The 21,078-nt window shown below is 73.3% G+C and carries 19 protein-coding genes; 7 read left to right on the top strand and 12 right to left on the bottom strand.

Annotation, left to right across the window (positions count from 1 at the left end):
- Positions 1-24: 24 nt before the first annotated feature.
- The 3 genes from AB0M03_RS14370 to AB0M03_RS14360 form a co-directional block, all read right to left on the bottom strand.
- Positions 25-1,212: an XdhC/CoxI family protein gene (locus tag AB0M03_RS14370; RefSeq protein ID WP_363491733.1), complete on the bottom strand. Its 1,188-nt coding sequence runs from the start codon at positions 1,210-1,212 to the stop codon at positions 25-27.
- Positions 1,205-1,945 carry an SRPBCC family protein gene (locus tag AB0M03_RS14365; protein ID WP_363491731.1) on the bottom strand — a complete coding sequence of 247 codons (741 nt, stop codon included), beginning with the start codon at positions 1,943-1,945 and terminating at the stop codon, positions 1,205-1,207. The genes AB0M03_RS14370 and AB0M03_RS14365 overlap by 8 nt, the downstream gene beginning before the upstream one ends.
- A 109-nt stretch (positions 1,946-2,054) precedes the next feature.
- Complete coding sequence (locus AB0M03_RS14360; RefSeq protein ID WP_363491729.1) at positions 2,055-3,062, bottom strand: LysR family transcriptional regulator; 1,008 nt, start codon at positions 3,060-3,062, stop codon at positions 2,055-2,057.
- A gap of 195 nt (positions 3,063-3,257) precedes the next feature.
- Here AB0M03_RS14360 and AB0M03_RS14355 point away from each other — a divergent pair, with 195 nt between their 5' ends.
- From AB0M03_RS14355 to AB0M03_RS14330, 6 genes are all read left to right on the top strand, one after another.
- A complete protein-coding gene (locus tag AB0M03_RS14355; RefSeq protein ID WP_363491727.1) occupies positions 3,258-4,139 on the top strand; it encodes a xanthine dehydrogenase family protein subunit M in 882 nt (293 codons plus the stop codon).
- Positions 4,140-4,158: 19 nt separating this feature from the next.
- Positions 4,159-4,662: a (2Fe-2S)-binding protein gene (locus tag AB0M03_RS14350; RefSeq protein WP_363491725.1), complete on the top strand. Its 504-nt coding sequence runs from the start codon at positions 4,159-4,161 to the stop codon at positions 4,660-4,662.
- Entirely contained in the window at positions 4,659-7,034 is a 2,376-nt protein-coding gene (locus tag AB0M03_RS14345; protein ID WP_363491723.1) for an aerobic carbon-monoxide dehydrogenase large subunit, read from the top strand. The genes AB0M03_RS14350 and AB0M03_RS14345 overlap by 4 nt, the downstream gene beginning before the upstream one ends.
- Before the next feature lie 73 nt (positions 7,035-7,107).
- Entirely contained in the window at positions 7,108-8,046 is a 939-nt protein-coding gene (locus AB0M03_RS14340) for an XdhC family protein (RefSeq protein ID WP_363491721.1), read from the top strand.
- Positions 8,047-8,120: 74 nt separating this feature from the next.
- Positions 8,121-8,978, top strand: coding sequence for a MoxR family ATPase (locus AB0M03_RS14335; protein ID WP_363491789.1), 858 nt, complete (start codon positions 8,121-8,123; stop codon positions 8,976-8,978).
- Between the two features lie 5 nt (positions 8,979-8,983).
- The gene (locus AB0M03_RS14330) at positions 8,984-10,237 is read left to right on the top strand and encodes a VWA domain-containing protein (protein WP_363491719.1); all 1,254 of its coding nucleotides are present in this window, start codon (positions 8,984-8,986) and stop codon (positions 10,235-10,237) included.
- A gap of 292 nt (positions 10,238-10,529) precedes the next feature.
- Here the strand turns inward: AB0M03_RS14330 and AB0M03_RS14325 are convergent, their stop codons facing one another.
- The 9 genes from AB0M03_RS14325 to AB0M03_RS14285 form a co-directional block, all read right to left on the bottom strand.
- Entirely contained in the window at positions 10,530-11,531 is a 1,002-nt protein-coding gene (locus tag AB0M03_RS14325) for a hypothetical protein (RefSeq protein ID WP_363491717.1), read from the bottom strand.
- A complete protein-coding gene (locus tag AB0M03_RS14320; protein WP_363491787.1) occupies positions 11,498-12,751 on the bottom strand; it encodes an MFS transporter in 1,254 nt (417 codons plus the stop codon). The genes AB0M03_RS14325 and AB0M03_RS14320 overlap by 34 nt, the downstream gene beginning before the upstream one ends.
- Positions 12,752-12,753: 2 nt before the next feature.
- Positions 12,754-14,109, bottom strand: a complete 1,356-nt coding sequence (locus AB0M03_RS14315; RefSeq protein WP_363491715.1) for a discoidin domain-containing protein — start codon at positions 14,107-14,109, stop codon at positions 12,754-12,756.
- A gap of 311 nt (positions 14,110-14,420) precedes the next feature.
- Entirely contained in the window at positions 14,421-14,993 is a 573-nt protein-coding gene (locus AB0M03_RS14310; protein WP_363491713.1) for a hypothetical protein, read from the bottom strand.
- A complete protein-coding gene (locus AB0M03_RS14305; protein WP_363491711.1) occupies positions 14,990-16,387 on the bottom strand; it encodes a hypothetical protein in 1,398 nt (465 codons plus the stop codon). The genes AB0M03_RS14310 and AB0M03_RS14305 overlap by 4 nt, the downstream gene beginning before the upstream one ends.
- Positions 16,384-17,193, bottom strand: a complete 810-nt coding sequence (locus AB0M03_RS14300; protein ID WP_363491709.1) for an ABC transporter ATP-binding protein — start codon at positions 17,191-17,193, stop codon at positions 16,384-16,386. Before AB0M03_RS14300 ends, AB0M03_RS14305 begins: the two co-directional genes overlap by 4 nt.
- A 32-nt stretch (positions 17,194-17,225) precedes the next feature.
- On the bottom strand, positions 17,226-18,053 hold the full coding sequence (locus tag AB0M03_RS14295) for a zf-HC2 domain-containing protein (RefSeq protein ID WP_363491707.1): 828 nt from the start codon (positions 18,051-18,053) through the stop codon (positions 17,226-17,228).
- Positions 18,050-18,610: an RNA polymerase sigma factor gene (locus AB0M03_RS14290; protein ID WP_363491705.1), complete on the bottom strand. Its 561-nt coding sequence runs from the start codon at positions 18,608-18,610 to the stop codon at positions 18,050-18,052. Before AB0M03_RS14290 ends, AB0M03_RS14295 begins: the two co-directional genes overlap by 4 nt.
- Before the next feature lie 639 nt (positions 18,611-19,249).
- Positions 19,250-19,738, bottom strand: a complete 489-nt coding sequence (locus AB0M03_RS14285; protein ID WP_363491703.1) for a hypothetical protein — start codon at positions 19,736-19,738, stop codon at positions 19,250-19,252.
- A gap of 399 nt (positions 19,739-20,137) precedes the next feature.
- On the opposite strand from AB0M03_RS14285, the gene AB0M03_RS14280 reads away from it, so the two are divergent.
- Positions 20,138-20,680, top strand: a complete 543-nt coding sequence (locus AB0M03_RS14280) for a thioredoxin family protein (RefSeq protein WP_363491701.1) — start codon at positions 20,138-20,140, stop codon at positions 20,678-20,680.
- Positions 20,681-21,078: the final 398 nt, after the last annotated feature.

The raw sequence follows: 21,078 nt of genomic DNA, 5'->3' as shown, positions 1-21,078 counted from the left end.
CCGGCGGCCGGCCGGACGCGTTGTTCAGCCGGCCTCCACCGGGGCCGGCGGCTGCTCGCCGGCTGCGGCGGCGGTGTGGATCGGGCCGTCGGTCCCGGTGAGCGGCCGGCCGGTGCCGCCCCAGCGGGCGGCGATGATCTCGGCGACGACGGAGACCGCCGTCTCCTGCGGCGTGCGGGCACCGAGGTCGAGCCCGGCGGGGGCCGACATCCGGGCCAACTCCCTTTCCTCCAGGCCGGCTTCGCGCAGGCGGGCCAGCCGCTCGCGGTGGGTCCGGCGCGAACCGAGCGCGCCGATGTACGCCAGCTGCGGCAACCGCAGCGCGGTGGCCAGCAGCGGCACGTCGAACTTGTGGTCATGGGTGAGGACGGCCACCACCGTGCGGCCGTCGATCCGGCCCGCCGCGGCCTCCTCGGCCAGGTACTCGTGCGGCCACCGCACCACGACCTCGTCCGCGTGCGGGAAGCGGGAGGCGGTGGCGAACACTGCCCGCGCGTCGCACACCGTGACGCGGTAGCCGAGGAAGGACCCCAACTCGGCGACCGCGGCGGCGAAGTCGATCGCACCGAACACCAGCATGCGCGGCGGCGGGACGAACGACCCCACGAACACGGTCAGTTCGCCGAACTCGGCGAACTCCTCACCGTCCAGGCAGCGGCCCGCGGTGTCGTAGTGGCGCAGCCCCGTCGTGCCGTGCTCGAGCAGGCCGCGGACGTCGAGGCCCACCACGCGGTCCAGCGCGGCCGAGCCGAGGGTGCCCGAGGCGCGGTCCGGCCAGACGACCAGGCGGCTCCCGAGCGCGCCCGGGCCGTCGTCCGGGCCGGTCACCACGGTGGCCACCGCGACAGGCTCGCCGGCGTCCAACGACGTCACCACGTCCGGCAGTTCGGGGAAGGTCCGGCTGGACACCGGTTCGACGAAGATCTGGATCGTACCGCCGCAGGTCAGCCCCACCTCGAAGGCGTCGCCGTCGCTCACCCCGTACGACCGCAGCGCCGGGCGTCCCGAGATCCGGGCCTCCTCGGCCTCCTCGTACACCGCGCCCTCGACGCAGCCGCCCGAGACGCTGCCGACCACGGTGCCGGAGGCCGACACCGCCATCGCCGCACCCGGCCGGCGGGGCGCGCTCCGGAAGGTGCTGACCACGGTGGCGAGCCCGAAGCTCTCGCCCGCGCGGTACCACCGGTACACCTCGTCCAGGACGTCACGCACGGTGTCCCCCTCGCGGACACCGGCAGGCCCGGCGCAGGAGGCGCGCGGCCCCCAGCAGGATCAACCCGGCGAGGGCGATCGGCACCAGGCGCTTGGCCACCGGCCAGCGGGCCACGGCGAGCAGGTCCAGCGGCTCGCCCTCCACCGAGGCGGCCTGCGGCTCCCCCGCGGGTTCGGCCGACCCGGCGGCGGGTGCGGCAGCGGCAGGTGCGGCAGCGGCAGGTGCGGCGGCGGCGGGTTCGGCGGCCGTCGGCTGCGCGACCGGCGCGGCCTCGCCCCCGCTCTCGTGCTCGGCGGCCAGCTGCTCCTCCAGGCAGGCCACGAACTGGTCCAGCAGCTTCCGGCTGATGTCCGTCATGACGCCCTTGCCGAACTGGGCCACCTTCCCGGTGATGCTGAGCCGGGTCTCGACGGTCACCCGGGTACCGTCGCCGTCCGGTGCCAGCCGTGCGGTGATGTGCGCGTCGGCGTTGCCCTGGCCGTGTGCGTCCCGTCCGGAGGCGGTGAGCCGCACGGTGCGGTTCGCCTCGTCCCGCTCGTCGAACGCGGCGGTGCCCCGGTACTGCACGGCGACCGCTCCGACCCGCACCTTGACCGTGCCGTGGAACCGGTCGCCCTCGACCTCGGTGAGCTGCGCCCCCGGCATGCACGGGGCGATCCGCTCGACGTCGGTGAAGAGGTCCCAGGCCGCTTCCACCGGCAGGCTCACGCGGAACTCGTTGGTGAACTCCATGCGGACGAGCCTCCTTGCCCGGATCTGCCCGGTGCCCCGATGTTCCGGCCGTCGACGTACGTTCCAACGATGACCGGCCACCCGGCGATTCCCCCGGAGCCGTCCCCGGTCAGCTCCACAGGCTCACCCGGACGGTCGGCCGGTAGTGGTCCACCGGCACGCCGGTGGCCCGGGTCAGCAGGCTCCGCACGGCGGTGGGCGTGGTCACGAACCGGCACAGCGCGGACGCGGCCGGCGAGCGCCGGTCGCCGCACAGGGCGGAGACCCGCAGCACGCCGTTGACCGGGGTGCCGGGGACGGCGACGACGGTGAGGGTGCCGTGGCGCAGCTCGTCGCGGACGAGGTGGAGCACGGCGAGCGACAGCCCGTCGCCGGCGACGGCCGCGCCCAGCGCCGCACTGGTGCTGGGGAAGATCGACGCGTCGGCGTCGCCGACGCCGTGCCGGGTCAGGAAGGAGCCGCCGGGCGTGCCGGGGTCGAGCCCGCCCGGGCCCAGCAACCAGTGCTCCCGGGACAGCCTGCCGATCGGCAGGTGCAGCCGGCCGCCGTCGACGTGGTCCGGCCGGGCGCCGGTGTGGTGCGGCGAGGCGACCACCACGAGCTGGATGCGCAGGAACGGGATGTGCTCGAGGGTGTCCGGGCCGGGCGCTGCGGCGACCGCGCCGGGCTCGGCGGCGACCGGGCTGATCGCGACGTCCGCGCGCCGGTCCAGCAGCAGCTCGCCGAGCGCGGTGGACGGCACCGCGAGGGTCGTGGTCTCCACGTCCGGGTGCCGCCGGACGAAGGCCTCCAGCAGCGGCGGGACGATCTGCTCGGCGGTCGTCTCGGTGGCGGCGACCCGCAGGTGGGAGCTGTCCGCGCCGGCCTGCCGGACCTGTCGGCGGGTCTCCTCGGCCAGGCCCACGATCTCGGCCGCGCCCGCTGCCAGCCGCCGCCCGCCGGGCGTCAGGGTGATCCCGCCCGCCACCCGGACGAAGAGCCGGTCGCCGAGCTCGCGGCGCAGCACGGCGACCGCGCCCGAGACCGCGGGCTCGCTGACCCCCAGGGAGATCGCCGCGGCCTTGACCGAGCCGAGCCGGGCGACCGCGACGAACGCCCTGAGCTGTGTGAGGGTCATCGCCGCCTCCAGCGGTCGCAAGGCCTCCCCCACGTGTCACGGCCTCCCCCCCACATGTCAGCCGGGGACGCCTCTTAACCATTCCCTTCAGTCGCCGTTGACCCGGGTGGTCGCCGGGGTGACAGTGCGCTCGTGCGGTACGTGGTCCTTGCCGCGGGTCCGCCATCACCGGAGGCACTGCGTGAGGAGGCCGCCGTGCAGGTTCCCGCGTCATTCGAGTACCGGCGGGCGGAGAGCGTGGACGACGCCCTCACCCTGCTGGAGCGGTTCGGTGAGGAGGCCAGGGTCATCGCCGGCGGGCACAGTCTGCTGCCGATGATGAAGCTGCGCCTGGCCCGTCCGGGGCTCCTGGTCGACATCAACGACCTGCACGAACTGGACTACGTGCGGCAGGAGGGCGCGGAGCTGTGCATCGGCGCGCTCACCCGCCACCGCGGCCTGCTGGAGTCCGAGCCGGTCGGCCGGCTCTTCCCGATCTTCCACGACGCCGAACGGGTGATCGGCGACCCGCCGGTGCGCAACCGGGGCACCATCGGCGGCTCGCTCTGCCAGGCCGACCCGGCGGAGGACCTGTCGGCGGTCTGCGCGGCCGTCCGGGCGGTGGCGGTGGTGCTCGGCCACGGCGGGCGGCGCTCGGTGCCGATGGCGGACTTCTACAAAGGGCCGTACGAGACGGAGGTGGGGCTCGGCGAGATGCTGGTCGAGATCCGCGTGCCGATCCTGCCGAACGCCGGCAGCGCCTACGAGAAGGTCGAGCGCAAGACCGGGGACTGGGCCATCGCGGCGGCCGGCGCCGCCCTGTCGCTGGCGGACGGGCGGATCAAGGCGGCCGGCGTCGGGCTCGCGGCGGTCGGTGTGTCGGCCGTCGGCTACCGGCGTGCCGAGGAGGCCCTGGTCGGCCGCGAGCCGTCCGAGGAGGCGTTCGCCGCGGCCGGCCGGATCGCCGCCGAGGACTGCGATCCGGTCACCGACACCCGCGGCACCGCCGCCTACAAGCGGCACCTGGCCGGCGAGCTCACCGAGCGCGCGCTGCGCCGGGCCGCCGAACGGGCCCGGCAGGCCGTGAGCACGGCGTAAACCGAAAGGACGGCCCGCGATGCAGGTCACCATCAATGTGAACGGCGAGGACCGCACGGCCGAGGTGGAGGCCCGGCACCTGCTGGTCCGCTTCCTGCGCGACGACCTGGGCCTCACCGGCACCCACTGGGGCTGCGACACCAGCAACTGCGGCACCTGCGTGGTGCTGTTCGACGGCGAGCCGGTCAAGAGCTGCACGATGCTGGCGGCCATGGCGGCCGGGCACCGGGTGCGCACCGTGGAGAGCCTGGAGACCGCGGACGGCCTCGATCCGGTCCAGCAGGGGTTCATCGAGCAGCACGGGTTGCAGTGCGGCTTCTGCACGCCGGGCATGATGCTGACCGCCCGCGCGCTCCTGGACCGCGATCCGGACCCCACCGACCAGGAGATCCGCGAGGCGATCTCCGGCCAACTCTGCCGGTGCACCGGCTACTTGAACATCGTCCGCGCGGTCCGATGGGCCGCGGACCACCCGGCGGAGGCCACCGTCGCCGCCGATGCGAGCGCGGGGAGCACGCCATGACCGCCGTTCAGGAGACCGGATCGGCGCCCGCGGAGGAGCGCCCGATCGGCTACGGGCGGCTGAAGCGCAAGGAGGACCCGCGGTTCGTCCGCGGCAAGGGGCACTACGTGGACGACGTGCAGCTGCCCGGCATGCTGCACGGCGCCGTGCTGCGCAGCCCGCTGGCGCACGCCCGGATCGTGTCCATCGACACCTCTGCGGCCGAGTCGCACCCGAAGGTCCGGGCGGTGATCACCGGTGCCGCCCTGGAGGGGCTGGGCCTGGCCTGGATGCCCACCCTGTCGATGGACACCCAGGCGGTGCTGGCCACCGACAAGGTGCGCTTCCAGGGCCAGGAGGTGGCGTTCGTCGTCGCCGACGACCACTACGCGGCACGCGACGCCGTCGAGCTGATCGACGTCGAGTACGAGCCGCTGCCCCCGGTGATCGACGCGCGGCACGCGCTGGACGCCGACGCGCCGGTGATCCGGGACGACCAGGAGGGCCGCACCGACAACCGCATCTTCGACTGGGAGGCGGGCGACAGAACGGCGACCGACGAGGTGTTCGCGCGCGCCGAGGTGGTCGTCGTCCAGGACATGCTCTACCCGCGCGTGCACCCCGCCCCGCTGGAGACCTGCGGCTGCGTGGCCGACATGGATCCGGTCGACGGCAAGCTCACCCTCTGGTCCACCACCCAGGCGCCGCACGCCCACCGCACCCTGTACGCGATGGTCGCCGGACTGCCCGAGCACAAGATCCGGGTGATCTCCCCCGACATCGGCGGCGGCTTCGGCAACAAGGTCCCCATCTACCCCGGCTACGTGTGCGCGGTCGTGGGCTCGATCCTCACCAAGAAGCCGGTCAAGTGGATGGAGGACCGCTCCGAGAACCTGATGAGCACCGGCTTCGCCCGCGACTACCACATGCACGGCGAGATCGCCGCGACCCGCGAGGGCCGGATCCTCGCCGTCCGGGTCAAGGTGCTCGCCGACCACGGCGCGTTCAACGGGACGGCCCAGCCCAGCAAGTACCCGGCCGGTTTCTTCCACGTCTTCACCGGCTCGTACGACATCGAGGCCGCCCACTGCGCCGTCACCGGCGTCTACACCGACAAGGCACCCGGCGGCGTCGCCTACGCCTGCTCGTTCCGGGTCACCGAGGCGGTGTACCTGATCGAGCGGCTGGTGGACTGCCTGGCGGACGAACTGCACGCCGACCCGGCCGAGTTGCGGATGAAGAACCTGATCCGGCCCGATCAGTTCCCGTACCCGAGCAAGACCGGCTGGGAGTACGACTCGGGCGACTACCCGGCCACCCTTCGCAAAGCGCTCGACCTGGCCGGCTACGAGGCGCTGCGCCGCGAGCAGGCCGAGCGGCGGGCGCGCGGCGAGCTGATGGGCATCGGTCTGTCGTTCTTCACCGAGACGGTCGGCGCCGGGCCACGCAGGCACATGGACATCCTCGGCCTCGGCATGGCCGACGGCTGCGAGCTACGGGTGCACCCGACCGGCAAGGCGGTGGTGCGGCTCAGCGTCCAGAGCCAGGGCCAGGGGCACGAGACGACGTTCGCCCAGATCGTCGCCGAGGAGCTCGGCATCCCGCCGGAGGACATCGAGGTGGTGCACGGCGACACCGACCAGACGCCGTTCGGACTCGGCACCTACGGCAGCCGCTCGACCCCGGTCTCGGGTGCCGCGGCGGCGGTGGTGGCCCGCAAGGTCCGCGACAAGGCACGGATCGTCGCCGGCGCCATGATGGAGGTCTCCCCCGACGACCTGGAGTGGGAGAAGGGCCGCTGGTTCGTCAGGGGCGACCCGACGGCCGCGAGGACGATCCAGGAGATCGCGCTCGCCGCGCACGGCGCACTGGAGCTGCCCGAGGGCGTGGAGGGCCATCTGGAGGCCACCACGGTCTACAACCCGCCCAACCTCACCTTCCCGTACGGCGCCTACCTGTGCGTGGTGGACGTCGACCCGGGCACCGGCGTGGTGAAGGTGCGCCGCTTCGTCGCGGTCGACGACTGCGGCACCCGGATCAACCCGATGATCATCGAAGGGCAGGTGCACGGCGGCCTCGCCGACGGCGTCGGCATGGCACTGAGCGAGATCATCAGCTTCGACGAGGACGGCAACTGCCTGTCCGGCTCCTTCATGGACTACCTCGTGCCCACCGCGCTGGAAGTGCCGGCCTGGGAGCTCGGCCACACCGTCACACCGTCCCCGCACCACCCGATCGGGGCCAAGGGCGTCGGCGAGTCCGCGACGGTCGGTTCGCCCCCGGCGATCGTCAACGCGGTGATGGACGCCATCGGCGTCCGGCACGCCGACATGCCGCTGACCCCCGGCCGGGTGTGGCTGGCGATGCACGGAGGTGTGGAGGCGCCGCAGTGAACGAGCGGAGCGAGGCCACCGATCGAAAGGTGCGTGTGCACGAAGCGCCCGCCGAGCTCTGCGAGGCGGACGCATGAGTGCGAGCCCGGCTCTGGAGCGGCGGATGGCGGAACTGACCGGCAGCCAGGTGCCTTTCGTCAAGGCCACTGTGGTGCGTGCGCTGCACCCGACCAGCGCGCAGCCGGGTGACACCGCGCTGGTCCTGGAGGACGGCCGGATCGAGGGTTTCGTCGGCGGGGTCTGCGCCGAGGCGACCGTCCGCGTGCAGGCACTGCGGCTGCTGCGCAGCGGCGAGTCGCTGCTGCTGCGGATCTCGCCCGACGCTCCCGCACAGCCGCAGGAGGAGGGCGAGGCGGGCACCCTGCTGGTCGCCAACCCCTGCCTGTCCGGCGGCGAGTTGGAGATCTTCCTGGAGCCGCTGCGGCCCGCCCCGGTGGTGCTGGTGCTCGGCGACACCCCCATCGGCCGGAGCCTGGTCGCGCTCGGTGCCGGGCTCGGGTACGACATCCGGACGGCCGCCGAGGAGGTCACCGCGGAGGAACTCGCCGACGTGGCGGCCGTGGTGATCGCCTCCCACGGACGGCAGGAGGAGGGGCTGCTGACCCGTGCCGCGCGGGCCCGGGTGCCGTACGTCGCGCTGGTCGCGAGCCGCCGTCGCGGCGCCGCCGTGCTCGACGGCCTCGACCTCACCGCCGAGCAGCGGGACCGGATCCACACGCCGGCCGGGCTGTGGATCGGCGCCCGCACGCCCGGCGAGATCGCCGTGTCGATCCTGGCCGAGCTGGTGGCATCGCGGCACGCCCTGTCGGTGCACACCGAGGAGGCGGCCGCCGAGCCCGCGCCGGTGGCGGCCGAACCGCTCACCGCGCTCGACCCGGTCTGCGGCATGACCGTCGCCGTCGTCGCCGACACCCCGTACTCGGACGTCCGCGGGCACCGGCACTGGTTCTGCTCGACCGGCTGCCGCGACCGCTTCGAGGCCGAGACCGCCCAGTCCGCGGAGGTGCCGTGACCGAGGCCGGCACGCCCGGGACGGCCGAGTCGGCCCGGGCGGCAGTCGCGCGGGCCGTACCGGACCCGCCGACCCTGCACGCCGCGCTGGACTCCCTCGGTTACCTCGCCGATCCGGGCCTGACCACCGCGCTCTACCTCGCGTTGCGATTGCCCCAGCCGTTGCTGCTGGAGGGCGAACCGGGCGTCGGCAAGACCGAGGCCGCCCGCGCCCTGGCCGGCGTCCTCGGCAGCCCGCTGATCCGGCTGCAGTGCTACGACGGACTCGACGCCGCCGAGGCGCTGTACGAGTGGAACTATCCGCGCCAACTGCTGAGCATCCGGCTCGCTGAGAGCCAGGGCGTGGCACTGGCCGAGGCCGACCTCTTCACCGACGCCTTCCTGCTGCGCCGCCCGGTACTCGCCGCGCTGACCCACCCGGGCCCCATGCCCGCAGTGCTGCTGATCGACGAGATCGACCGCGCCGACGACGACTTCGAGGCCTTCCTGCTGGAGGTGCTGGCCGAGGCCAGCGTCACCATCCCGGAACTGGGCACCGTGCACGCCACCGTCACACCGGTCGTCGTACTCACCTCCAACCGCACCCGCGACCTGCACGACGCCCTCAAACGGCGCTGCCTCTACCACTGGATCGACTACCCCGACACCGAACGGGTCGTCGAGATCGTGCGCCGCCGCGTCCCCGGGACCACGCCCTCGCTCGCGGCCGACGTGGCGGCGTCGGTACGCCGGATCCGCACCCTGGAGATCCAGAAGCCGCCCGGCATCGCCGAGAGCATCGACTGGGTCGGCGCGCTCACCCTGCTCGGCGTGGAGCGGCTCGACGCCGACGCCGCCGACCGGACCCTCGGCGTCCTCGTCAAGTACCGGGAGGACGTCGACCTGGTACGCGACCGCGGGCTCCCCTGGCTGGTCGGCGGACCCGAGGGCTGAGCCCGATGGCCGCACCGCCCGCCCGGCTCCCGGCCTTCGACCGGCCCGCCTTCGCCGCCCGCCTCGGCGCCGCGCTGCACCGCTCCGGCGTCCCGGTCACGCCCGAGCGTTCGGGCCGCTTCCTGGACGTCCTGCAGCTGCTGCCGCCCGTGGACCCGACGACGCTGTACTGGGCGGCCCGGCTGGCCTTCGTCACGGCCCATGAACAGATCGAGCCGTTCGACCGCGTCTTCGCCGCACTCTTCGGCGGGCAGGCGGACCCGGCCGACAGCCGGGGATCCCCCGACAACCCGCCGCTCCCGGGCCTCGAACCCGGACCGGGCGCGCCCCCGGCCGCCGCCCCGGCACCGCCACGTCCCGCGGCCGGGCCCCTGCCGAGCGGACCGCTCCACCGGGACGCCGCCGGCGAAGCGCGCGAGCGGCCCAGCCGCACCGGCGCGGAGCGGTTGGTCGGCAGCACCGCCGAAACGCTCGCCCAGCAGGACTTCGGCACCTTCGGACCGGGCGAACTGGCCGAACTGGACCGCCTGTTGGACAACCTCGTGATCAGCGTCCCGCTGCGCCGCACCCGCCGCCGGGAGGCCGACCCGCGGGGGCGCCGCATCGACCTGCGCCGGAGCCTGCGGCGCAGCCTGCGAACCGGCGGGGAGACCGTCCGGCTGGCCCGCTCGCACGGCCGGCTGCGCCGCCGACCGCTGGTGCTGCTGTGCGACGTCTCCGGCTCCATGGAGCCGTACACCCGCGTCTACGTGCGGTTCTTCTCCCGGCTGTGCGCACGGGCGGGGTCCGGGGTGGCCGCCGAGATCTTCGTCTTCGCCACCCGGCTGACCCGTCTGACGCCGGTGCTGCGGCACACGGCTCCGGATGCCGCGCTGCGCCGGGCGGGCCGGGCCGCTCCCGACTGGTCCGGCGGCACGCTGATCGGGCGGGCGCTCGCGGAGTTCAACGACCGCTTCGGGCGGCGCGGCATGGCCCGGGGAGCGGTGGTGGTGATCTTCTCCGACGGCTGGGAGGGCGAGGACCCGTCGGCCGTCGGCCGGGAGACGGCCAGGCTCGGCCGACTCGCCCATCGCGTCGTCTGGGTCAACCCCCGTAAGGCCGCGCCCGGTTACGCCCCGCTCGCCGCCGGGATCGCGGCAGCGCTGCCGCACTGCGACGCCTTCGTGAGCGGGCACAGCCTCGCGGCGATGGCGGACGTCTTCGACGCCATCGCCGGCCGCGAGCCGTCGGCGGCAAACAGAACTGCGCCGACCCCGTAGGCACTCCACCCGACCCGGACCAAATGCCGGAACCGGGGTCCTCCGGCGGCCGCCATGGGAGCGTACGCGTTCCCCGGCCGCTGTCGAGGCAGGGAAGGCACCTCAGGGGAGCAGACCACCGCGGCGATGAAACGCAGCTACCTCGTGCACGCTCGGCGCCATGTCCTACGGGGCCACTCGGCCCGGGTCGATCGCGACGGGCATTGATCAGCAGTCAGGTCCCGGTACCAGGCGTACGACGCCTTCGGCGTCCGCCGCTGCGCCGTGGGGCTGCGCGGCGCCGACCGCCTGGTCAGTTCGACGCCGCCTGCACGGTCACCGGCGACGAGCCGCCGGGCACCAGCAGGTGCGGCGTCCCGCTGCCGTCCGCCGGCACGCTCCAGACATCGGTGCCCTTCCCGTCCGGGGTCGACAGCGCGTACCCGAGCGTCTTCCCGTCGAGCCAGGCCGCCTGGTCGTCCACGCTGCGCGACTCGGCCAGCGGGTGCTCGCGCATCCCCGCCAGTTCCAGGACGTGGAGCCGCCAGGGCGCCGCCGGGTCGGCCGAGACCTTCTTCTTGAAGGCGATCCGGGTACCGTCCGGCGAGAGCGAGGGGCACTCCACGTTCTCCCGCAGCGTGCGGGCCGACCACGCCCGAAGGTCGCCCTCGACCAAGTGGGTCCGGCCGCCGGTCGAGACGGTGGCGTAGAAACGGTTGTCGTCGGCGGCGAAGTTGACGCCCCAGTAGTTGACGTCGGCGGCGTGGTGGCGGGCACCGTCGACGGTCAGCGGGATGGACTCGACCGACTTGACCAGATAGCCGGTGCGCAGGTCCAGGATCGACGTCCGGGTGGAGAAGGCACCCGCCGCGTAGGAGTCCCCCACGGCGAAGGTGGTCCAGGAGAGCAGGTGCCCGGAGGCCGACACCCGGGCCCGGTTCGGGATCCCGGGCACAGTCACCGTCCGGAGCTCGGTGAACCGCCGGTCGTACACCACCGCCTGGGTACGGGCCGGGGTGCCGGGCAGCGCCCGCAGGCACAGGGCCCGCTCTCCCGCGGCGTGGAAGCGGACGCAGGACGGCCCGTCCGGCGCTCCCGGGCTGCGGGCGACCCGCCCGGTGGCGGTGTCCCGGTAGTAGAGCCCGGGCCCGTCCAGCGTGAACGAGCTCTCCGCGGCCACGAGCCGCTGTCCGTCGCCGCGCTGCCTGGCGTGCAGCACGTACCCCAGCGAACCGCCCAGCAGCACCAGGGCAGCGGCGATCAGCACCACTGAACGCGCCTTCACGAGACCTCTCTCTCCGGCAGGGTCCGCCATGCGGCGACGAGTGCGGCGGCCAGCGCGAGTGCGGCCACCGCCAGGGCCGGTCGCGGCCCCCACCACGTCCAGGCCGCACCGAAGCCGGCCGCGCCGACCAGCCGGGCCAGCGCCTGGCCGGTCTGCAGCACGGCGAGCCCGCTCGCTCGGCCGTCGAGCGGCAGCACCGGCCCGGCCAGTGCCATCAGCACACCGTCCGTGGCGGCGTAGAAGACGGCCAGGAGTACCAGGACGAGTACGGCGGCCGGCCATCCCGGCGGGGCCAGCAGGGTGAGGTAGGCCGCCAGCAGCGCAACGTGCCCGCAGAGGAACGGAACGCGCCTCCCGGTCCGGTCCGCGATCCGGCCCGCCGGTACGGCCAGCAGCAGGTAGCCGGCCGCGGCGCCGAGCGGCAGCAACGGGAAGAGCAGGGGCGGCAGGTCCAGGCCGCGTTGGAGCAGAAGGTAGAGGAAGGAATCGCCGATCGTCGCGGCCCCCAGGAGCGTGGCGGCCGTGACGACCCGCCGGAACACCGGATCGGCGAGCGCCTTGCTCCTCGTCCTTCCGGTCGGCCTCGACTCGGCTGCCGCCGCCGTCCCGGCCGCCGGCTCCGGCCCGGCCGGGACGAACAGCACCAGCACCAGCACGCCGAACAGCCCCGTGGCGAAGCTGACCACGAAGACCGCGTCGTACGCGTCCGCCGTCGCCCACAGCACCGCGAACGCGACCAGGGGTCCGAGCAGCGCCCCCGTGGTGTCCATCGCCCGGTGCACTCCGAACGCCCGGCCGAGCGCCTCCGGCGGTGCGCTGAGCGAGATCAGCGCGTCCCGCGGTGCGGTCCGCACGCCCTTGCCGAGCCGGTCGGCGGCCAGCGCGGCGGCGATCCCGCCGGCCGCTCCGCCGGCCAGCAGCAGTCCGAGCCGCGAGAGCGCGGAGAGCAGGTAGCCGACCCCGGCGACCGTCCGGTGCCGGCCGCCGCCGTGGTCGGCGAGCCTGCCGCCGAACAGCCGGACCAGCGCCGTGGCGCCGTTGAACAGCCCGTCGAGGAAACCGAATTGCAGCGGTGAGAGGCCGAGCCCCAGCACCAGGTAGAGCGGCAGAACGGCGGTGACCATCTCCGAGGAGACGTCGGTGACCAGGCTGACCGCGCCGAGGGCGATGACCGTGCCGGGGACGCCCCGTCCCGTCCCGGCGGGACGGGACGGGGCGTCCGTACGGCGGCCGGTGGTGGCCAGGTACATCATCAGTGGCAGCTGTACTTCGGGCCGGTGTCCTTGACCCGGCCGTCCGTTCCGACGTAGGTCCAGCCGTAGCCGGAGTCGGTGAAGTCCAGCTTCAGCACGCCGTAGTCGCCGCTGATCCGCTTCTGGCTGTTCGGCTGGACCTGCTCGATCGGGTACGGCTCGGCGCCGCCCGTCCCGCCGACGATCTCGACGATCCCGTCCGCGGTGGCCTTCCCGTCCGGGTCCTGCGGGGCGAACCGCTCGTAGTGGTGGTCGTGCCCGTTCAGCACCAGGTCCGCCCCGGCGCCGTAGAGGATCTTCCACACCGGCCGGGAGACCGGGTCGTTGCCGTGCCCGCCCGAGGAGTACAGCGGGTGGTGCCAGTAGGCGGCGATGCACTTCTTCGCGTTGGCCGCCAGGTCGGCCTTCAGCCAGTCGATCTGGGCGCTCTGGTCGAAGGCGTTGGAGTCCAGTGCGACGAAGTGCCAGTTGCCCTCGTCGAAGCTGTACCAGCTCTTCCCCTGCGGATAGGCGATGCTGCCGAAGTACGCCTTGTAACCGGCGAGCGACCCGGCCGGGTCGTAGGTCTCGTGGTTGCCCGGCACCGGGCGGGTCTTCGCCTTGAACGCCCCCCAGGTCTTGTCGTAGTAGTTCCGGAAGTCCGCCAGCCGGGCGTCGTCGTACTGGTTGTCACCCATCGTCAGGTAGAACTTCGGGTTGATCTGCCGGGCCAGCGCGGCCGTCTTCGGATGCGCACAACCGCTGTCCGAAGCGGTGCACTGCGCGGCGATGTCGCCCGCCGCCACCACGGTGAACGCCCCGCCGGGGGTGGGCCCGGTCGGTGACGGGCCGGTCGGGGACGGGCTGCCGTCCGGCACCCCGTACACCTGCATCTCGAACAGCGAGTACCCGTACGACGTCCCGCGCACCGTCCCGTACATCCGGACGTAGCGGCCCTTGGCACCCAGCCCCGGCCAATCGTCCGTCCCGCCGTTCCCGGCCTTCTCCTCCGCCACCGTCGTCCAGGTCACCCCGTCCGCCGACACCTCCACCCGGTACGCCTTCGCATGGGCGGACTCCCAACTCAGCTTCACCCGCGAGATGTTGGCGCTCCCTCCGAGGTCCACCCGCAACCACTGCGGGTCCTTCCCCTCCGCACTCGCCCACCGGGTGGAGGCGCTCCCGTCGAACGCCCTCCCCGCCGCGTACGACGACCCCTCGGTGGACGAGGCCGTCGCGGCCTTCCCCTGCGAGATCAGCGGATCGCCCGCCGCCCCCGCCCGCCCGGACCAGCCGAGCAACAGGCCGCCGAGCAACGAGAGCACGGCGGCGACGACTCCGACACGAACAGGCCTTGCCGAGACACCCAGACGCATCCCTGACTCCATGACCTTGAGAAACGGCGAGAGCTGGACTCCGGTCCACACCACACGAGCTCACCGGGCAAGCGGCGACCGCACCACCGCAGCGGCCGGGTCAGAGCTCTCACTGAGCGCGTCACGCCCTCCAACACGGGCGCCGCGCCAAGCCGCCGGCGCCAGCGTAATAGAAAGGAAAGTTACCTATCAATAGTGGGGCGACACCGAACCTCCGCCCGCCTCGCCCCGGCGCCCCGGCGGGCCGGTGAGATCCGAGCCCGAAGGCAGGCCGTACCGAGTCGATCGGGCGCAGGCGCGGGGCGTGGCCGTTACCGTCTCGGGCCTGCCACGGCATAGAGCACGGTGCCGGTCGCCAGCAGGACCCACGCGGTCGCGGCGGACGCCGTCGTGGCGGGGGAAATGATCATCCAGCCGCCCACCTCTCCCGCGATGCCGGGCGGAACCGGGACAAGGAGGGTGAACGCGAGCCAGCCGATCGGCAGGGTCCATGCGAACTGTGCCCCGCACAGCACCGCGCCGAGCGCGGCCAGGCCGACCAAGCCGGCACTGTCCCGGACGACGAGCGCGGCCGGGGCGAGCTTGGCTCCCGCCGCCTGGACCGCCAGCAGCGCCGCCCCGGCGACCGCACCGGCCAGCAGCACGTGCGCCGCCCGCCGGGGCATCCACCGGATCGCGGCCGTCCGATCCAGCGCGACGTCCCGCCCACCGAGCCCGACGGAAGCGGCCGCCACGTTCGCGGTCAGGATCAGGACCGCGATCCCCAGGTCCATCGGGCCCGCGCCGTCCTGGTTGAAGGCCCACGCCGCCAGCGCGACGAGCGCGACCGCCGCGGCCGAGGTGGGCACCTGTCGTGAACGGGCGTACAGGATCAGCCACCTCATTGCGCCACCTTCCCCGCCAGCACCGAAAGCTCGTTGTACCCCGTGCAGGAGAGGGCGGCGGCATGCACCTCGGCGATCCGCGAGCGCTGCTCGGCCGGTGACAGCGCCATCAGCCGCTGCCAGGCGAGGTCGGCGTCCGCCCATGTACGTGGCGAGTAGGCGTAGGAGTCCGGCCTCTGCAGCGGTTTGAACTGGTGATCGCCGAGGGCCCAGCTCGCGGCGATGCTCTGTACGAGGATGTCGATCTGACCCCTGCCCTCCCAGGGGGTGCGCGGTGCGCAGTTGGGTGCCAGGCCCTGGGCGACCAGGAGGCGGGTCAGTTCCGCCCCCGTCGCATGGGCGATCAGTGGGTCGTCGAAGTCGACCAGCACCGCCTCGCCGGAGAGTTGGCGGTCGTCGCCGAGCGCGCGCAGCTCGGTGTCCTCCCGCACCGAGGTCGGCGCCTGGTCACCGAGGGCGTCGTGCAGCACGCGCAGCGCGTCCTTGCCGCGCGGCGCGAGTTCGGGCAGGCGCGACCGGTGCGCCGCCGTCAGGCACACGGGTCCGTCGCAGACCAGGGTGGCGGCGGCCTTGTCGACGACATAGGTGTCGCGCGGGTCGGCCGGGAGGATCAACAGGGCCAGGGCCGCGCCGGCCAGGACGGGGGCCACCGCGAGCAGTCGGGCCCGGCGGGTCGCGGCCACCAGCAGTGCGAAGCCGGTGGCGAGCAGGCCGAGCAGCCAGAGCGTCTGGCCGAGGTGCACGGAGCCGGACAGGGTCAGCAGCATCTCCCGCGGCTCCGCGGTCACCGGGAACAGCAGGGCGAGCCGGTTCGGCGCGCTGCTCGAGGGCAGTGCGCTCTCATTGCTCTGCCGCAGGAGGAGGGCCGCAAGCAGGAGGAACACCGTCAGGGCCGGCGGGGTGAGCACGGAGGGCACGGCCCGCGCGACGCCCATGCCGAACACGGCCCCCGCGATGAGCGACAGCGCCGCCACCAGCGAGATCGGCAGCCAGCCGAGACTCGTGTAGGCGGTGGCGCCGAGGGCCACCTGGACTGCGCCCACGAGGACCAGGAGGCCGAAGCCGGACGCCAGCACGAGCGCCGTCGCGCCGGCCGGCAGCGCCGCACGGCGCCAGGCCGGCAGCGGCGTGGTCGTCAGCAGTTCGGCCGTCCGCGAGCGGGAGTCGCGCAGCCCGTACACCGCCCCCAGGCCCACCACGAGCGGCCACCAGAAGCCCAACAGGTACCGGGTCCACAGGGCCATGGAGGTCCACTGGGCCGTCCATCCCGCGTCGCCCTGCCACCAGATCCCGTCGATCAGGCAGAAGACCGCCAGACTGCCTCCCAGGACGACGAGGCCGGGCCACGGGGCGAGGGAGCGCTTCAGCTCGATGCGCAGGACACGTCCGTTCACCAGGTGCCTCCCGGCTGCTCGAAGCCCTGGAGCAGCGCCGAGTAGCCGCGCTCCAAGGGGCTGTCGCCCGGGTACTCGGGGCCGCCCGCCGCCGCCAGGGCGTGCGGCGTGCCCTGGAAGACGAGGCGGCCCTCGGCGAAGAGCACCACGTCGGAACAGGCGGCCGCGACGTCCTCGACCAGATGGGTGGAGACGACCACACAGGTGTCGCGGCCCAACTCCTGCAACAGCTCGCGGAAGCGCAGCCGCTGCGCCGGGTCCAGGCCGACTGTCGGCTCGTCCAGCAGCAGCACCGCGGGGTCGTTGACGATGGCCTGGGCGATGCCGGCCCGCCGCACCATGCCGCCGGACAGGGTCTTCATCCGATGGTCGGCGCGGTCCGCCAGGCCCACCCGTTCCACGGCCCGCTGAACGGCCCCGGGGACGTCCGCCTTCGGAACCTCCTTCAACCAGGCCATGTACTCGACGAACTCACGCACCGTGAAGCGCTTGTAGTAGCCGAAATCCTGCGGCAGGTAGCCGATTTGGCGGCGCAGGGCCCGGTGGTCGCCCACCCCGCCCACGGAGGTGCCGAGCATCTCCAATTCGCCCTCGGCGGGGCGCAGCACGGTGGCCAGGGCCCGGATCAGGGTGGTCTTTCCCGCTCCGTTGGGCCCCAGGAGGCCGTGGGTGCCGATGCCCAGGGAGAGGTCGAGCCCGTCGACGGCCATCTTCTTGCGTCCGACGCGTACTCTCAGGCCGCTGGCCCGGATCTCCCAGGCGTAGGTCTTCGGCGCGGTGTCGGCCGCGCTCTTGGTGGGCGTCATGCGGTGGTCCCTTTCGAGGGTCGACGATGGTTTCACAGCGTTGAGTAGGCGTTTCTGCGGGCGATGACAGCGCCGGTGCCGAGGGCGAGGAGCAGCCCCCACCCGGGCAGTTGGTCCGGCTGGAGGACAAGCCGCAGGGCAAGGGGGACGTGGCCGGTGGCCCATGCGGGTACCGCCACGACGACGCCCCACGTGGCCAGCAGCCCGGTGGCGGCGCGGGTCACGCCGACCACGCTGCCCAGCGCCAGGGCGGTGGAGGTGAAGGCCAGGGAGGGCAGCAACCACTGCGCGGCCGTCATCGTTCCGGTCAGCCAGTCCCCCACCAGGAGCCCGGGCAGGACCACCACGAGGACCGAGGTGGTGCGCCTGAGGAGCAGGGGCAGGCCGGCCCGGGCGGTCGAGGCCGTCAGTTCGTGTGCCGGGTCCAGGCCGCGCGACCACGATGCGGCGACACCGCACAGCGGCAGCACGGGCGCGACCAGCAACAGTGGTGAGGCGTTGCCGAAGAGCGTCGGCGACGCGACCGCGTCCAGCAGCAGCGCCACCAGGGTGACGACGACGGTCATGGCCAGCCACGGTGCCATGACCGGCGTCAGCCAGGCCGCCACCCACCTCGGGCGGCGTCGCCGCGAGGGCACCGGGACGGCCGCGTCCAACTGCGGTTCCAGACCGGCCCGGACGGTGTCGACGAGCGCGGCGATGCCGGGCGCCTCGGTGGCCACGGAGGCCGCCAGGCGGCTCCGACACGGCGCGCACGTCTCCAGATGGGCCTCCAGCGCCCATACCGCGTCCGCGGCCATCGTCGCGTCACCACGTGCATAGTCGTCGATCAACCGCCTCGACGCGTGTTCCCCGCTCATGACAGCGCCTCCCGCATCGCGATCCGGGCCCGGCGGGCGCGGGTCTTGACCGTGCCTTCGGGCAGTCTGAGCAGGACGGCGGTCTCCCTGACGGAGAACCCGTCGAGCACCGTGGCCTGCAGTACCTCTCGGAGTTCCGGCGCCAGTCGCCGCAGGGCGTCGCCGACGTCGCCGCCGACGGTCCCGGCGAGCGCCTCCTCCTCCGCCGCGGGCACCAGCGCCCGCTCGGCGGCGGCGACCGGCGGTTCGGCATGGTGGGCACGGCGCCGGAACGCGTCGACGAGGCGGCGCGCCGCGATCGTCCACAGCCACCCGACGGCCGTCCCGCCGACCGCGCTCCCGGCGAACGCACCGGCCGCGCGCCACACCGCCAGATAGGTCTCCTGCATGACCTCGGCGACGATCTGCTCGTCCGCGCAGCGGCGGCGCAACCGCACCGCCAGCCATGGTGACGTGCGTCGGTACAACTCGTCGAACGCCCTGCGGTCGCCTCTGGCCACCAGCCGGACGAGGCGTTCCTCGTCCAGCTCGTCCAGTGCTCTCCTGAGTGATCTCACACCAGCCAGACGCCCGATCCGGCGCACAGGTTCTGCGCCTGCCGTGACCTGCGTCACAGTGTCACGCGCGGAGGATTTCGATCCCCGTGAAACCCGGTCGCCGGCTTCGATCCGGTTCGGCAACTGGTGAACAGGTTCCGGCCGGACACATCCGGCTCGGCCGAAACCTCGCGTCCTCCAGGCCGACCAGGCTCAGCCGGGCCACCCGCCTGCGGGGCCACCGCCGTCACGAAGAGCCCGCTCGAGCCGCCCCGATCTCACCCGGCCAAACCACTGGTGAAGGCAGTCCGACCACTCGAACGCCCTGTCATCACCCCATGTGCCTGCCGGGACCGAGCCGCACGACGGACCTCGGGCGGTGCGGCCGGCGGGCCAGAGCTCGGTACGGGCGGCGCTTCGCCGTGTCGACGGTTCGCCGCCCGCCGACGGGTACCGGTTCAGAGCAGTTCGAGGACGGTGGCATTGGCCATGCCGCCGCCCTCGCACATGGCCTGCAACCCGATGGGTCAACCCCCGGCCGAAGGCCGGGGGTTGATGCCGTTGTCCCGCATGTGGTGGACGAGGGTGGTCATCGGCCGGGCGCCGGAACCGTGCCCACGGTGGCCGGCCCGCCGTGGCTGCCACGCGTCCGGCGGACCGTCAGTTCTCTGCGTTCCAGCTCGGACCGGCCTCGGCATCCCGGCGGTCCAGAGCCTCTGCAGTGGCGGGGTACTTGGCGCGGAGCCGGTCCCGGAGGGACTGCGACGGCGCGCCGGCCACCGATGCCGCGGCGGCTTCCACCCCCGGGCCGGCGAGCACGACACCGGGTACACGCAACTGCGCGACCTCCGCTTCCAGCTCGGCGACACGGGCCTCGAGCAGCTGCACGTCCCGGGCCGCGCCCCTGTACCCCTCCTTGTTGCGCCTGGCGACATCCGTGAGGGTGTCCACCCGGTCCGCGAAGGCATCGCGTTCGGCGGCGATCGGCTGCACGACCTCGCCGGCGATGACCGCCGCAATCCAGTCGACCCATTCGTTGATGCGCTCGATGCCCGGCGCGCCGATCAGTTCGGCGCCCTGCAGGCCGTTGAGCATCGCTGGGCGGATGGCGTCGGCGATGCGCTGCTGCGGGCCGTGCTGCTCGGTCACAGCTGCTCCTCGATGACGATTCGGACGGCTTCGCCGACCGCTTTGACGCGGATGGTGTCGGGAAGCGATCTTCCCATGCTTCGGCTCGCCGGGTTCGACGCGGGAGAGCCTGCCGACCGGCCGATGCGTCCGGTGTCGGGATGGTGACACCACGGACACGCGACCCCGGGCGGCCGGCCGGGTCGGGAACGACTCCGACGCCCCCGACCCGGCCGGTCCGTCGGTAAGGGCGCGGCGGGGCAGGACGTCGAGGACGCCGCACTGGTCCACGCCCGGGTACAGCCGACGTCTGCGTCGGCCGCAGTGACCGGCATCGGTGAATTGGCAACCGCCGACCCCGCCGGACGACCATGGTGGTATGCGCACGGCCGCCGCTGTCGATCAGAGGAAGTGAATCAGATGGCAGCCATCTCCACCCTGGTCCCGCTCGGGACACCGGCGCCGGACTTCTCGCTGCCCGCGATCGACGGCCGGGTCGTGGCACGGGACGACTTCGCCGCCGCACCGGCCCTGCTGGTGGCCTTCCTGTGCAACCACTGCCCGTACGTACGGCACGTTGAGCAGGCTTTCGCCGAGTTGGTCGGCGAGTTCCCGGACCTCGCGGTCGTCGGGATCTGCAGCAACAGCCCGACCGTCGTACCCGCCGACGACACCGACGGGCTGCACGCCCAGGTCACACGCACGGGGTGGGCCTTCCCGTACCTCGTCGACCTCGACCAGTCCGTCGGCCGGGCGTACCAGGCTGCCTGTACACCGGACTTCTTCCTCTACGACGCCCACCGCGAGCTGGCCTACCGGGGCGCGATGGACGACTCGACACCCGGCAACGGGAAACCGGTCACCGGGGACCTGCTGCGGCACGCCATCGACCTGGTGCTGGCCGGCCGGACCGTCCCGGAACCGCACCGGCCGAGCATGGGCTGCTCCATCAAGTGGGCGTGACGGACGACTGCCGGGCGGGCCTACGGGAGATCACGGCGTTCCGGCCGTACCGAACCGTGGGCGGCACCTCTCGAACACATTGAATGCGACTTCGGGCACCTGATTCATCGGACTGTTCTTGTGCCACCTCGGACGCAGCCACCGACTACCGTTTCTGCCACGTACGGCGGGAAGCGATCAGGTCGTGGTACCAACCGTACGACGCCTTCGGCGTGCGCACCCGGGTCGCCTCGCTGCTCGCGCCCGGGCTGTTCACGTGGCCGGCGATGGACGCGTGTCGGCGGCATGATCCGTCGGGCTGCTGCGCCCGGCTACAGCCCGTAGCGCCATCGTCAGCACCATCGGGCCTCCTGCTCCCAGCAGCGGATGCCCCACACGTCGCCCTGCAGCGCCCCCGG

Origin of the sequence: Kitasatospora sp. NPDC051914 (genome assembly GCF_040680995.1) — a bacterium.
In the GTDB taxonomy this organism is placed as follows: domain Bacteria; phylum Actinomycetota; class Actinomycetes; order Streptomycetales; family Streptomycetaceae; genus Kitasatospora.
Note: the sequence above shows the minus strand (reverse complement) of the source record. Positions and strands in the feature narration are given on the sequence as shown.